Annotated in this window: 13 protein-coding genes; 3 read left to right on the top strand and 10 right to left on the bottom strand. The window is 62.2% G+C overall.

What is annotated here, in order from left to right; all coding sequences use genetic code 11:
• Positions 1-263 precede the first annotated feature (263 nt).
• On the top strand, positions 264-1,604 hold the full coding sequence (locus VHD36_21950) for a sulfatase-like hydrolase/transferase (protein ID HVU90011.1): 1,341 nt from the start codon (positions 264-266) through the stop codon (positions 1,602-1,604).
• A gap of 275 nt (positions 1,605-1,879) precedes the next feature.
• On the opposite strand, the gene atpC is transcribed toward VHD36_21950, so the two are convergent.
• The 10 genes from atpC to VHD36_21900 form a co-directional block, all read right to left on the bottom strand.
• Positions 1,880-2,344, bottom strand: coding sequence for an ATP synthase F1 subunit epsilon (gene atpC, locus VHD36_21945; protein ID HVU90010.1), 465 nt, complete (start codon positions 2,342-2,344; stop codon positions 1,880-1,882).
• A gap of 176 nt (positions 2,345-2,520) precedes the next feature.
• On the bottom strand, positions 2,521-3,996 hold the full coding sequence (gene atpD, locus VHD36_21940; GenBank protein HVU90009.1) for a F0F1 ATP synthase subunit beta: 1,476 nt from the start codon (positions 3,994-3,996) through the stop codon (positions 2,521-2,523).
• Positions 3,997-4,151: 155 nt separating this feature from the next.
• Positions 4,152-5,036, bottom strand: coding sequence for an ATP synthase F1 subunit gamma (atpG, locus tag VHD36_21935; GenBank protein ID HVU90008.1), 885 nt, complete (start codon positions 5,034-5,036; stop codon positions 4,152-4,154).
• 193 nt (positions 5,037-5,229) lie between these two features.
• Positions 5,230-6,747, bottom strand: a complete 1,518-nt coding sequence (gene atpA / locus VHD36_21930; protein ID HVU90007.1) for a F0F1 ATP synthase subunit alpha — start codon at positions 6,745-6,747, stop codon at positions 5,230-5,232.
• Positions 6,698-7,342, bottom strand: a complete 645-nt coding sequence (atpH, locus tag VHD36_21925) for an ATP synthase F1 subunit delta (GenBank protein ID HVU90006.1) — start codon at positions 7,340-7,342, stop codon at positions 6,698-6,700. The genes atpA and atpH overlap by 50 nt, the downstream gene beginning before the upstream one ends.
• A 107-nt stretch (positions 7,343-7,449) precedes the next feature.
• Positions 7,450-8,175 (bottom strand): F0F1 ATP synthase subunit B, encoded by a 726-nt coding sequence (atpF, locus tag VHD36_21920; GenBank protein ID HVU90005.1) that lies wholly within the window; start codon positions 8,173-8,175, stop codon positions 7,450-7,452.
• 33 nt (positions 8,176-8,208) lie between these two features.
• On the bottom strand, positions 8,209-8,415 hold the full coding sequence (atpE, locus tag VHD36_21915; GenBank protein ID HVU90004.1) for an ATP synthase F0 subunit C: 207 nt from the start codon (positions 8,413-8,415) through the stop codon (positions 8,209-8,211).
• Positions 8,416-8,603: 188 nt separating this feature from the next.
• Complete coding sequence (atpB, locus tag VHD36_21910) at positions 8,604-9,506, bottom strand: F0F1 ATP synthase subunit A (protein ID HVU90003.1); 903 nt, start codon at positions 9,504-9,506, stop codon at positions 8,604-8,606.
• Between the two features lie 2 nt (positions 9,507-9,508).
• Positions 9,509-9,940 (bottom strand): hypothetical protein, encoded by a 432-nt coding sequence (locus VHD36_21905; GenBank protein HVU90002.1) that lies wholly within the window; start codon positions 9,938-9,940, stop codon positions 9,509-9,511.
• Positions 9,937-10,209 (bottom strand): AtpZ/AtpI family protein, encoded by a 273-nt coding sequence (locus VHD36_21900; GenBank protein HVU90001.1) that lies wholly within the window; start codon positions 10,207-10,209, stop codon positions 9,937-9,939. The genes VHD36_21905 and VHD36_21900 overlap by 4 nt, the downstream gene beginning before the upstream one ends.
• A 986-nt stretch (positions 10,210-11,195) precedes the next feature.
• Here VHD36_21900 and VHD36_21895 point away from each other — a divergent pair.
• Both VHD36_21895 and VHD36_21890 read left to right on the top strand, forming a co-directional pair.
• Positions 11,196-12,413 (top strand): DUF4912 domain-containing protein, encoded by a 1,218-nt coding sequence (locus VHD36_21895; GenBank protein HVU90000.1) that lies wholly within the window; start codon positions 11,196-11,198, stop codon positions 12,411-12,413.
• A 292-nt stretch (positions 12,414-12,705) separates the two neighbouring features.
• Positions 12,706-13,488: a UvrB/UvrC motif-containing protein gene (locus tag VHD36_21890; GenBank protein HVU89999.1), complete on the top strand. Its 783-nt coding sequence runs from the start codon at positions 12,706-12,708 to the stop codon at positions 13,486-13,488.
• Positions 13,489-13,998: the final 510 nt, after the last annotated feature.

The raw sequence follows: 13,998 nt of genomic DNA, 5'->3' as shown, positions 1-13,998 counted from the left end.
GATAGCCTCCGCCGATTGTTCGACTCTTTGTTCCTGGCGAACCGTTCGAGCGCGAGCGTAGCGGAGGAAGCCCCCCGCGAGTTTCCCTGTCGCTCTCGCGGCCGCTGCCCCGGATTATCGCAAATTGCCTGGCGAGAAGCTAATCGCTTTTTGAATTTTTACAGGCGGTGGCGGCGACCTTACAATCTCGTCAGCGGCCTTACTTCCAACACCCAGCAAAAGCTTACGAAATCGTGTTTCTTACTGCACGACGGTTCGCGCAAGTGACTCTGCTGGCGACGCTCGTCCTGACCGCCGCGCGACTTGCCACCGCCGCCGAAGCGACCGCGAAATCGCCGAATATTCTGCTGCTGGTGGCCGACGACTTGCGCGCCGATGGCATCGCCGCCCTGGGGAACACGAGCGTCAAAACGCCGCATCTCGATCGTCTGGTACGCGAGGGGTTCGCGTTTCGGAATGCCTACTGCCTGGGTAGCAATCAGCCCGCCGTCTGCACCCCCAGCCGGAACATGCTGCTGTCGGGCCAGACTTATTTTCGTGATTGGCCCAAGGGGCTCGCTCCCGGCAACGGGCCGAACTTGCCTGACGCTCTCAAAAGCACGGGGTATTTCACCTATCACCACGGCAAGCGCGGCAACGTCGCGCGCGAGATCCATAAACGTTTCGATCGCAGCCAGTATCTCGACGATGACGAGCGCGAGCGCACCAGCGGCGAGCCGGGCCACACGATCGTCGACGGCGCGATCAGGTTTCTCGATTCCTATCGCGAGCCAGCGCCGTGGCTGATGGTGCTGGAGTTCGAAGCGCCGCACGACCCGCGCGTGGCCGAGCAGAGGTTCTTGGATTTGTACCCCGAGGACGAGATTCCGCTGCCTCGCAATTACCTGCCTGTACACCCGTTTGACAATGGCGAGATGACCGTGCGCGACGAGCGGCTGGCCCCCTGGCCGCGCACACCGGAAGAAGTGCGCCGGCAATTGCGCGAGTATTACGCCGTGATCAGCGGGCTCGACTTTCACATCGGCCGCTTGCTGGCGGCGCTTGCCGAGCAGAAAGACGCCGGCGAGACGATCGTTATCTTCACGTCGGATCACGGCCTGGCCGTCGGCAGTCACGGTCTGTTCGGCAAGCAGAATCTGTACGAACACTCGATGCACGTGCCGCTGGTATTCACGGGGCCGGGCATCAAGCACGGTTCGTCCGAGGCCCTTGTCTATCTGCTCGATCTGTTGCCGACGATTTGCGCCCTGGCCCGTGCGAAGACGCCCGACGAGGTCGACGGCCAGAGCCTGGCGCCGATCCTGCGCGGCGAGAAGGCGAAAGTGCGTGACAGTCTAGGGACCGCCTATCGCGACGTGCAGCGGGCCGTACGCGACGAGCGTTGGAAATTGATTCGCTATCCGCAGATCAATCGCACGCAGCTATTTGATCTGGCGAACGACCCGGACGAGATGCGGGACCTATCGAGCGACTCGCGAAGTGCCGAGCAGATCGCACGGATGACGCGTCTGCTCGAAGAATGGCAACACAACGTGGGCGATAAGCAGCCGCTAGTCGTGGATAAGCCGCGATCGGCGGAATTCGTGCCGCCGCGAGGGCCGTGACCACACCAGCCGACTAGACTAAACGACTCAGCTTTACCTCACGATGCCCTACGAATACACCATCGAATCGCGCGACTGGCTTCCTTGCTGCCGTGCTGGAGGAAGACCCGTCGATCACTTTCAGACGGGTTTCCTGAGATATCTACTGGCTCAGGGTGCCGTGGCCGCGCTCGCCGTGGCCCCGCTGACCTCGCGAAGAATCGGGCGAGGCTTTGCGAACTACATGCTCACGCGAGCGTGAGCATGGCGCCCCAGATTTCACGGTGAGAGTCGGCTTAGTGGCCGCTGCCGGCGTGCGACCCGGTCGGCTTGCCAACACGAGCCGCCACGCGAATCTGGGCCCGGGCTTGCAGCTCGACCCGTTCACGAATTGCCAAGAGCTCGGGCGTGTGCGCCGGGCGATGGCGGGCGGCACTCAGCTGCTCGGCCGCGGCCTCGCCGTCGATTTGTTCGGCCGGCACCGCGCGATTGGTGAGCACCGAGACCACGTTGTGCGACACCTGCACGAAGCCGCCGTCGACGTAGTACCGGTCCGTGCGGTTCCCTTCGACGATCCGCATTTCGCCATACCCCAGCCGGCCGATCATGGCGCTATGGTTGGGGGCGATCCCCAGCTCTCCGTCGTACAGCGGCACCACGACGAATTGCGCCGGCGTTTCGCGCACCGTCGCTTCGGGCGTGACGACGATCACGGTCAAAATGTGAACGCCGCTCATCTGGGCTTCTCCAGGAACGCTCATGTGGACGCCCGCGTGCGCTTCGGAATGGGACATTGCAGTAGTCGGTAGTCAGTAGTCAGTAGACAGTAGACAGTAGTCGGTAGTCAGTAAGGAAATGGCGACGTTGTCGGTTTTCGCGAGTGTCGGTAACCAGAGGTCGTATTGAACACTGACTACTGGCAACCGACTACTGGCTACTATTTCTTCGCCATCTTCTTGGCTTGCTCGTCGGCCTGCTCGATCGGGCCGACGTACATGAACGCGCTTTCCGGCAGGTGGTCCCACTTGCCGTCGGCGATTTCCTCGAAGCTGCGGATGGTGTCGGCCAGCGACGTGATTTCGCCCGGCTTGCCCGTGAACACTTCGGCCACGAGGAACGGCTGCGACAGGAACCGCTCCATGCGGCGGGCACGGTGTACGACCAGCTTATCCTCTTCGCTCAACTCATCGACGCCGAGAATGGCGATGATGTCCTGCAATTCACGATAGCGCTGCAAAGTGCGCTGCACGCGGCGGGCGATCGCGTAATGACGCTCGCCCACGTACTGCGGATCGAGAATGCGGCTGCTGGAGGCCAGCGGATCGACCGCCGGATAAATGCCCTTTTCGCTGATCGAACGCTCCAGGTACAAGAACGCGTCGAGCTGGCCGAAGGCCGTGGCCGGGGCGGGATCGGTCGGATCGTCGGCCGGCACGTACACGGCTTGCACCGACGTGATGGCCCCCTTCGAGGTCGAAGCGATACGCTCCTGCAAGGCGCCCATTTCGGTGGCCAACGTCGGTTGATAACCCACGGCCGAGGGCATACGACCCAAGAGCGCGGATACTTCGCTACCAGCCTGCGAGAAGCGGAAGATATTATCGACAAACAACAGCGTGTCGGCGCCGGTCGTGTCGCGGAAGTATTCGGCCATCGTCAACGCCGACAGGGCGACCCGCAAACGGGCGCCAGGCGGCTCGTTCATCTGTCCGAACACCATGCAGGTCTGCTCGATAACGCTGCGACCCGTGTCGCCGATTTTGGCTTCCTGCATTTCCAGCCACAGGTCGGTCCCTTCGCGGGTCCGCTCGCCGACGCCGGCGAACACCGAGTAACCGCCGTGGGCACTCGCGATACGAGCGATCAGCTCGGTGAGAATAACGGTCTTGCCCAACCCGGCACCGCCGAACAGCCCGGCCTTACCACCGCGGACGAACGGCGTGAGCAAATCGATGACCTTGATGCCCGTCTCGAACAATTCGGTCTTGGTCGACAGGTCGGTCACGGCCGGTGCTTCGCGATGGATCGACCAATGGTCGTCGGCATCGACAGGACCGCGATTGTCGATCGGTTCTCCGACCAGATTGAACACCCGGCCGAGCGTGGCCTTGCCGACGGGCACTTGTACGGGGTTGCCGGTGTCGAGACATTCCTGGCCGCGGACCATACCGTCGGTGCTGCCCAGGGCGACGCAGCGGACGCGGCCGCCGCCCAGGTGCTGCTGCACTTCGCCGACCAGGCGAATCTTGACCCCCTTCTGCTCGGTCTCGATGCGAACGGCGTTGTAGATCGCGGGCATCTTGTCCTCGTCGAACTCGACGTCGAACGTCGAGCCGATCACTTGCGTGACGTACCCGATGTTTTGCGTCGCGTGCCCGGACTTACTGGCGTTGCCTTGCGTGATGGTGGCCATGGGAAGGTGGTGCCTGTGGTTATGAAGGTTTGTTTTTGATTTTCGGATTCTGTTTTGATTTCAAATGATGAATGAAAAATGCAGAATGATGAATGGAAGGCGGCGGCCGTTTCCAGTGCTATCTCATCATTCATCATTTTGCATTCTGCATTTCCTTATCCCTTCAGCGCCTCGACGCCGCCGAGGACTTCCATGATTTCGCCCGTGATCTGCGACTGGCGGGCCCGGTTGTACGTCATGGTCAGGTGCTTGATGATCTTGTCGGCGTTTTCGGTGGCGGCTTTCATGGCCACCATGCGGGCCACCTGTTCGCTCACGGCCGCATCCAGGAAGCACTTGAACAGCTTCACCTTGAAGCTGGTCGGCACGACCTCTTCCAGAATGCTTTCGGCCGAGGGCAAGAATTCGTACTGCGGACCGGTCTTGGCCTGCGCGGCGCTCGCGTCAGCGCCGGCGATCGCGCCGAGCGGCAGCAGCGTTTCGACCACGGCCACCTGCTTGGCAATGCTGTCGAAACGGGTGTAGGCCACGTCCAAGCGGTCGAGCTTGCCGGTGATGTAATCTTCGAGAAAGCCGTTGGCCAGCTCGTCGATCTCGTCGAAGCGGACCTTGTCCTCGAACTGAGTGAACGTGCGCTGGCAGGCGATCTCGCGATACTTGAAAGCCGCGATACCGCGCTTGCCCGACACTTCCAGGTGCGTGTTGGGGATCGTGCTCTGCAGCTCGCGGTAGCGGGTTACCGCCGCGCGGAGGACGTTGCCGTTGTAGCCGCCGCACAGCCCGCGATTGCCGGTCAGCACTAGCAAGGCGGCCGATTTGATTTCGCTGCGGGCTTCGAGCAGCGGATGGCTGACCTCGAGGCCGCTGGTGGCCAGCTCGGCCACGAGCGCCGTGATGCGCTTGGTATACGCCGTGGCGGCGCTCGCGCGGTCCATCGCCTTCTTGAAGCGCGCCGTGGCGATCAATTCCATCGTCCGCGTGATCTTGCGGATGTTCTTGATGCTCTTGCGGCGTTTGTCGAGTGCTCGTGCCTTGGCCATGACTTTAAATGATGAATGATGAGTGACTAGCCACAGAGCACACAGAGATCACCGAGACGGAATGATGAATGCAAAATGATGAATGATGAATCGAAGACGGGAGCCGACTGCCATTGACTCCATCCCGCATCATTGTTTTGCAGACTTCTTCCTGTGTTTCTCAGTGTGCTCTGTGACCTCTGTGGCAAAGCTCCTATTTCTTCTTCGTGGCGTATTGCGCCTGGAACTCGGTGATGGCCTTTTCCAGGGCGGCCGTCGTGTCGTCTTCGAGCTTCTTGGTCTCGGCGATCTTGTTGCGGATCTCGGACTTTTGCTCGCGCATGAAGCGGAGGAAGTCCTGCTCCCAACCGGCGACCTCGGCGCGGGGGATCTTGTCCAAGTGGCCGCGGGTGCCGGCGTAGATGCTGAGCACCTCGTCGATCACGTCCATCGGCTGGTATTGGCCCTGCTTCAACAGCTCGATCATGCGGTAGCCGCGATCGAGGCGCGACTGCGTGGCCGCGTCCAGGTCGGTGCCGAGCTGGGCAAACGCTTCCAATTCGCGGAAGGCCGCCAGGTCGAGCCGCAAACCGCCGGCCACCTTCTTCATGGCCGGAATCTGCGCGGCGCCACCGACGCGGGATACCGAAATACCGGCGTTCATGGCCGGCCGCTGACCGGCGAAGAACAAGTCCGGCTGCAAGTAGATCTGCCCATCGGTAATCGAAATCACGTTCGTCGGAATGTAGGCCGACACCTCGCCTTCCAGGGTTTCGATGATCGGCAACGAAGTGAGCGAGCCGCCGCCCAGTTCGTCGCTGAGCTTGGCCGAACGTTCGAGCAAGCGGCTGTGAGCGTAGAACACGTCGCCCGGGTAAGCCTCGCGGCCCGGCGGACGCCGCATCAACAGCGACAATTGGCGGTATGCCACGGCTTGCTTCGAAAGATCGTCGTAAACGATCAAGGCGTGGCCGCCGTTGTACATGAAATGCTCGGCCATCGCCGTGCCCGCGTAGGGAGCGACATATTGCAGCGGGGCCGGCGAGCTTGCGCCGGAAAGGATCACGGTGGTGTAGTCCATGGCGCCGTTCTTGCGCAACGCCTCGATGACGCCGGCCACGGTCGATTCCTTCTGACCAACGGCGACGTAGAAGCACTTCACGCCGCTATTGCGCTGATTGATGATGGCGTCGATGCCGATCGCCGTCTTGCCCGTTTTGCGATCGCCGATGATCAACTCGCGCTGACCGCGACCGATGGGGGTCATGGCGTCGATGGCCTTGATGCCGGTCTGCATCGGCTCGCGCACCGGCTGCCGTTGGGCGATGCCGGGGGCCATGAATTCGACCGGGCGGCGATCGTTCGTGACGATCGGTCCCTTGCCGTCGAGCGGATTGCCGAGCGGATCGACCACGCGGCCGATCACGGCGTCGCCGACCGGAACGCTCAGCAGGCGACCGGTGCTCTTGACCTCGTCCCCTTCATTGATGGTCAGGTAATCGCCCAGGATGATCACGCCGACCGAATGCTCTTCGAGGTTGAAGGCCAGCCCGGTGACGCCATTGGGGAATTCGACCATTTCGCCGGCCATGACGCCGGACAGGCCGTACACGCGCGCAATGCCGTCGCCGACCTCGAGAACGCGTCCGACTTCGCGGACGTCGACCTGCGATTCGTACTGCTCAATTTCCTGCTGGATGACTGAAGCGATCTCGTCGGCTTTGAATTTCATGGACGCTCCTGTTGATGATGCGACCGCGGATGTCTGCCAGCCGCGCCGCCACCGAACCGTCGTACACCGCATCGCCCACGCGCAGGACGACGCCGCCGATCAGCTCGGGCTTGATCTTGGGGACGAGCACAGGCTCGCCGCCAAACATGCCACGTAATTGTTGTTGAATCTTGGCCGCCAGCTCATCGGTGAGCGGGCTGGCCGTGGTGACCTCGACGCGCAGCAGCCCGCGCATCTCGTCGTATTGCTTCCGTGCGGCGCGCACGATGTCGCGCAACAGCTCCAACCGCTCGTGTTCGGCCAGCACGCGCAGGAAGTTGAGCACCAGCGCCGAGACGCGGCCCGCGAACGTGCGGTCGACGATCTTGACCTTGTCCTCGGCACTGACGAAACCCGAGCCAAACAGCGCGGTCAATCGTGGATAGCGCTCGAGCACTTCGCTGTCGATGGCCGATAGCTCCTCGAGCGCCGCCGCCGTGGCCCCGCTCTTTTCGGCCGCCGCAATGAGCGCCTTGGCGTACACCTCGGCCACGCGCTGCGCACCGGGTTCGGTGGCGGCTTCGTTCGTTTCGGGCTGGGCGGAGCTTTGCGACATATCGATTTATCCACCGCCAAAGGCGGCAGCTGCTTTCCAACGATCACGAACCAAACACTGACAACGCGGAAACCATTCCGCCGCTCGGGTTGCTGAGCGCTTAGTACCTAATTCTGGCGGTGATCCCCGCGAGGGAAGCTCGCCAGCGACTCTTCGATCAACCTTGCATGGTCGCTTGCCGTGAGCTTGGCGCCGACAATCTTGCCGGCCAGGTCCACCGCCAGGTTGGCGCTGGATTTGGCCAGTTCGTTGAGGGCTTGGGCCGTGGCGGTTTCGATCTCATGCTTGCCACGCTGCGTTTCGGCCTGGGCGTCGGCCCGGGCCTTGGCAACGATCTCCTGCCCGGCATGCTCGGCGTCGCGCCGGGCTTCGTCGAGAATGCCGCGGACTTCCTCGCGGGCAGCATTGAGCCGGGCCTCGTACTCGGCCAGGAGCTTCTTGGCCTCCTGGTTGAGCTGTTCGGCGGCGGCGATGTTGTCCGAGATCTTCCGCTCGCGCAAATCGAGCGCCGCGGAAATCGGCCCCCAGGCAAACTTCCACAGCACGGCCAGCAAGATGCCGAAGATCAGCACCGTGAAGATGGCCAGATCGAAGTCGACCGTCAGGGGGCTGGGGTCTTCGTGCCCGCCGTGGCTACCGCCACTATCCGTGCCGTGGCTGCCACCATGCGCTTCACCACCATGCGCGGCTTCGGCGCCGTGGCTGTCGCCGTGTGCAGCTTCAGCCGCGTGCTCGTCCGCGCCATGCCCTTGGGCCAGCGCCGTGCCAGTGGCCAGCGCGAGCGTGACGCTCGCGCCCACGAGCAGAACCAATGCAATACGCAACACGCCCATGGCATGCATCCTTCGAAAACGCGGTGGCGAGCGCTAGTTATTGAACAACATACAAACGATCAGACCGAAGAACGTGGCACCTTCGATCAGAGCGGCCGCGATGATCATGGCCGTCTGGATGTTGCCCGCCGCTTCCGGCTGACGCGACATGCTCTCCACGGCCGAGCTACCGATCTTGCCGATGCCGGCACCGGCGCCGAGGATCACGAGGCCCGCGCCAAAGGCACCGCCGAGGTAGATGCTGAACGCGCTCTTTCCGGTCGCGGCGGCGTTGGCCGGCGTTCCGTCCTGCGCGAAGACAGGAGCAGCCACCAACAGAACGACAAACATCAACACGCCGATCTTCACCAATTTGTTCACGACTGACATCTCCTGTTAAGCAAAGTTTGAACGATCGATCCGCCTGGCGGTCCTATAGTCACTAACGGTTAGTGCGGGTGGACGGCCATGCCGATGAACAACGCGGACAAGAACGTAAAAATGTAGGCCTGCAAAAAGGCCACGAACAACTCGAGCAAATTGAGCGCGGTCGCGCCGAGTACGCTGGCCGGCATGACGCCCCAGAAAACGGCGGAGCCGGCGCTGGCGGCGATAAACGCCACGATCACGGCCAGCACCAGGTGGCCGGCCATCATGTTGGCCAGAAGACGCACGGCCAACACGAAATGCTTGATGAGCAGCCCCATCATTTCGATGACAAAGATCATCGGGATCAAAAAGATCGCCAGCGGACCCGGCAGGTCCATGTGCGGCACCTGCGACTTGAAGAAGCCGACAAAGCCCGACTGCGCCATGCCGGCGCCGACGACGGTGGCGAACGTCATAAAGGCCAAGGCGCCGGTCGTGGCCAATGCCCCGGTCGCCGAACCGGCCCAGGGAACCAGGCCCAGCAGGTTGCAACCGAGCACGAAGAAGAACATCGTCCACAAAAACGGCAAAAAGCGATCGGCGTCGTGCTCGCCGATGGCGGGGCGGGCGACGTCGTCGCGGATGTACAAGAGCATCGCCTCGAGCAAGTTCCACATGCGCCCCTTGGGACGATCGCCGGCCGACATCTTGTTGGCCAGCCGGATGAAGACCACGGCCACGACCAAGGCCACGATCATTTCCAACAGCATGAACTTGGTGAACTTCAGCTCGAGCGGCTGAAAAATGCGAATCTTGTCGACCGATTCAACCCCCGTCTTGCCGCTCCACAAGGGCTCGTCCATCCGCAGCGGCTGCGGCAGGACGATCTTGCCGCTGGGCACGACCTTGGTCGAGACCTCGATGTGCTCGGCGTCTTGAACGTGGCCGAACAGATGGCCCGGATCGAATACATCACTAGCCATGACTAACCCTTCCTCGAAGACACGGCCGGTGAAATGCGACTAACCGACAGCCAGGTATCGACGGCCAGCGTCACCAGGTAGAAGCCGATCATGTAGAACACGATGCCTGCTTCGGTCAAAGGACCGCGACGCAAGCCCACGAGCATGCACAAGAACAAGGGGGGCGCCATCCGCAGCATCGTGGCGAGCATGGTTGCATGGACGGGATACGCGGGCCCCGCCAGCAGGCTGGCGATCAGCTGAGCACCGATGGCCGAGAGGGTGCAGAAAAGGGCGGCAATCCCTGCCGCGACAAGACCGTCGCTGCCTTGCAAAAACCAGATGAGGGGAGCGGCGAGAAGGCAGATTGCCGTTAGCCACAGCGCGACGCCGCCCGCATGGCGAGCCCAGCTCGCCAGGCAAACGTTACTCGTCGAAGAATCGTGGCCGTTCACGGTCCGCGTTGTTCCCGGTTCTCGCCCGAACCCGAGTTCGTCGTCCGCCCCGAGGGCGATTTCGTCATCCTCAACAGTTGCCAGAGGGCGAAGGCGCCCCCCAGGCCGAATCCGATCAACGTAAACAGCGCCTTGGTTCCCAAGCGATCGTCGAGCCAGAATCCGCCCAATCCCGGCACCACCATCTCGATCGCCAACGTCATGATCCGCGTCGCCCATTGCATGGCGACGGTGATCGGCGATTGGTCAGGGGGAGGCTGAGTGGGCACGGCGTCAGTCCGCCGAGAGTTGTTCCCAAGTGCTGTGAATAAAACGCCTAAATCGTCACCCGTATCGTGCTCTTGTCCAAAACCCCGGGCCCAGCAAGGACCCCCAAAGAAGTGCCGCAGGACGTTCCCTGGGCAGGGCCGGCAACGACCCAAAATGCCGGCGGCAAATTGAACTTAACGGGACTGTAATCCGCGGTTTTTGGGGTGTCAACGGGCTGGAGGTCGGAATTCGTGTTTTTTTTCACAAAGTTTTCCGGCGAGCTGCAAGGCGTTGTGATCATGCGACTTCTGTCCTTCCGATTTGGTGAGTCCGCCGTTCGAGGCGCGGCCGCCGACGGCCTTATGGAATGCCTCGTCAAATCGATCTGGTCGATGCTGCGGAGCAACGCGGCCGCCGCATCGCTGCCACACCGACAGAATGGCAGACTTTGCGGGTTGTAAGTGCAAGTAACGCAAGCACCTATGCCATTCGCCATCGCCGTCGTCAGGGTCCGTTTTCCGCCTCAAACTAGTTGCATGGCGAGGCGCGTTCGATTAGATTAAGGTTCTGCGATCCTTGCGACATGCCTTCCGCATGCAGGGGGGCTGGAGGGGGCCGATGAAGGAGGCCTCGCCAACGGACGCCAAGGTCGCCGACCAAATGAGAAGCAGCCCGGTGCTCCCGGGTTTGTATGAGCAGAGGACAACGGGCACTCCAACGACCTACCTGCCACGATTTTCCGATCGGCCGCTGTCCTTTCTCGCGTTTTTTTCTAGTGGATAAACCGACGCTCGACGGATCGTTCGCCTGCCGAGGTTGAGCGAGAAATCTGCGCCGGTCAACGCCCTCGGCTACGGAGAGCCGCAGCGGTGCATGGTACGGCACTGTCAGGGATGGCGCGACAAGAACCAGGCGGCCGAAGGCAGCCGCCCGACGCATCCCGGAGACTAGTCCGTTGATCAACGCAGCCGCCCTCAACAGTCGTTCGTGTAAAGATTTGGCAGAAATGGCCAAGAAGCGCGGCGTGCGCGGCTGGCATTCGATGCGTAAGGACCAACTCGTCAAGGTCCTGACGCGATTGGCCCGGACGGTGAGCAAGGGGCGCACGCAGGCCGCAGTGCCCGCCACGAGAAAGTCGAATGTCACGGTGTTAAACGCAAAAGGGCTCAGCGCGAAGCTCTCCGGTGGGAAGCCCATGAACGGAAAGGCAGCGGGCGGCGTTGCCAAAGCCACGATTGCCAAAGCCGCGATGGCCAAAGCGGCTGCTCCGAAGAACGCGCCGGCCCGGCTGCGGAAGCCCCAGCCGCGTCCGGTCGCCAAGCCCAAGGATCCGGCCATCGTCAAGCGCCTGCAAGACGCCAAAGAGAAACAGAATCGCTGGAAGAGCCTGGCTTTCGAAGCCACCAACGGAAAGCAATCGCGACAGGTCAAGGACCGCCTCGTGGCGATGGTTCGCGATTCTTTCTGGCTCCATGCCTATTGGGAATTGACACGCACCGGTGTCGAGCGAGCAGAAGCCGCCATGGGCAAGGATTGGCATGGCGCCAAGCCCGTGTTGCGGATCTTCGAGGTTTCGGGCGGAGGATCGACGACCGCCGCGGAACGGCTGTGGCGGACGATCGAAATCCACGGCGGCGTCAACAACTGGTACATCGACGTCGTCGATCCGCCGAAGAGCTATCGCTTGGACATCGGCTACCTGTCGGCGGACGGCAAGTTCTTCGTCCTGTGCCGCAGCAATGTCGTTACCACACCCGTGCCGGGAACGAGTGACGCCATCGACGGCAACTGGGCCGCCGTGGCCGAGGATTTCGAGAAGGTGTACGCGCTCAGCGGCGGCTACTCGGCCGAGGGGCCGAATCTCGAGCTGCAGCAACTGTTCGAAGAGCGTCTGCGCCGGCCGATGGGTTCGCCGATGGCGACCCGTTTCGGACCGGGGGCCGAGGCCTTGGCGGGCAAGAAGCGCGACTTTCATTTCGAGCTCGACGCCGAGTTGATTGTCTTTGGCGCTACCGAGCCCGATGCCCATGTCACGCTCCAGGGCGATCCGGTGCGGCTGCGTCCCGACGGGACGTTCACGGTTCGCTTCAGCTTGCCCAACTGCCGGCAAGTGATTCCGGCCGTGGCCAGCAGTGCCAACGGTTTGGAGCAGCGGACGGTGGTGCTGGCCGTGGAGCGGAACACCAAGGCGATGGAGCCGTTGGTCCGCGACGCGAACGACTAGCGGCGCGCCTCTCCCAGGTTTTTTGGCCTGGAGCTCCTGCTTTCACCCGCGGTCCGTGCCGAGCTGTCGGCCTGGCTCGTTTCGCGCTCATTCCGCGGGGCATGCCGGGGCGCCCTATCGTGGCCGCCGCGCCATGAGGTATCCTTCCTGGGGCGCTTGTGGGAGCCGAGGCGCGGCCCGATTTTTGGCGCCCGCATACAATAAGAGGCAGTGCGTCCGGCATGCCGTTGCCCGCGGGGCGGGGGCGCCGCGGCCATGATTTTATTCGCCAGCACCGTTTCCAAGGACCGACGTGTCACGCGACATTTCGAACATACTCAACGGTTGGGACTTCGACCCTGAACGGGTGTCGGTCCGCATCATCGCCGGCGAAGACGGGCGCGAGAAAATCCAATTGCGGCTCGATCTGGGCCTTTTGCAGATGGAAATCGACGGCCGCCCCGACGGCCAGCGTCCGGAAGGCTGCGAGTCGTGGCTGGAGTTTTATCGCCGCGCCCAGCAGGACCACGACACGGCGCACCCTGATTCGGCCCCCTTTACGCTGGCGGAGGACGATTGCGAGCGGCTGCTGCGCGAGGGGGTGCAGTACTACCATCGCTATTTAAGCTTTTGGCACTTGGAGCGCTACGAGCTGTGCGCCCGAGACACGCGGCGCAACCTGATCCTCTTCAAATTCGTCCGCGACCATGCCAAGAACGACCGGGATCGCTTGCGATTCGATCAGTGGCGGCCTTATGTCACGATGATGCACTCGCGCGCGGTGGCGACGCCGTTCGTCGAGCTGGGAGACTATCCGACCGCGGTCACAGCCATCGATGCCGGCATCCGCGACATCCGGGCGTTTCTGGAAGACTACGGCCAGTCGGAAAAGGCCGACGAATGCGCCGAGCTCGTGCAACTGGTGCGCTGGCGCGACGAGCTGGCCGCCAAAACGGCGGCCCCGCTCTTGAGCGCGCCCACGGACGAACTTTCGGGTTTGCATCGGCAACTGGCCGAGGCGGTGCGCGACGAGCGCTTCGAGGAGGCCGCGCGACTGCGCGACGCCATTCGCCACAAATCCCAGAAGGCCGAATAGAACTTCCGTGGCACGCGGCCCGGGCCAATTGTCAGATCCCGAGCCACGATTTCGGCCGCTGCTGATATTCACACTTTGTTAAATTGTGAAATCCATCGAGGATTTCATTGACTATTGCCCCGCGCGCCCTTAACCTCGCGCTGACGTTCGTCGGGAACGTCCCTTGGGGCATCTCGGGCAGCCATCCGATAACGCTACTGGCGAATCTTCTCATCAAGCGCTTGCGTGACCTTCGCTAGGCGCTGGTTCAAAACCTGCTGACGTACTGGGTAAGTGTGCCACTGGTAGCTTGCCTACCAGTGCCTTATCGAGAATTTCTCACTGGTGGACGAGCCACCAGTGGCACCCAACCACGGTTTTGGAACAGCGTCTGAGTTCGGCTTTCGCAGTTTTTGCTAGCGTTGACAGCTTCTTGAGAAATAGGACGAGCCCCGTTCACGATGCAGATAGGTTCTCACGCCAATCGCATCGCCAAGGAGGCTCGCCATGTGTCTTGTTACTTCGTTCGTC

It is taken from the genome of Pirellulales bacterium (genome assembly GCA_035546535.1).
Lineage (GTDB): Bacteria > Planctomycetota > Planctomycetia > Pirellulales > JACPPG01 > JACPPG01.
Note: the sequence above shows the minus strand (reverse complement) of the source record. Positions and strands in the feature narration are given on the sequence as shown.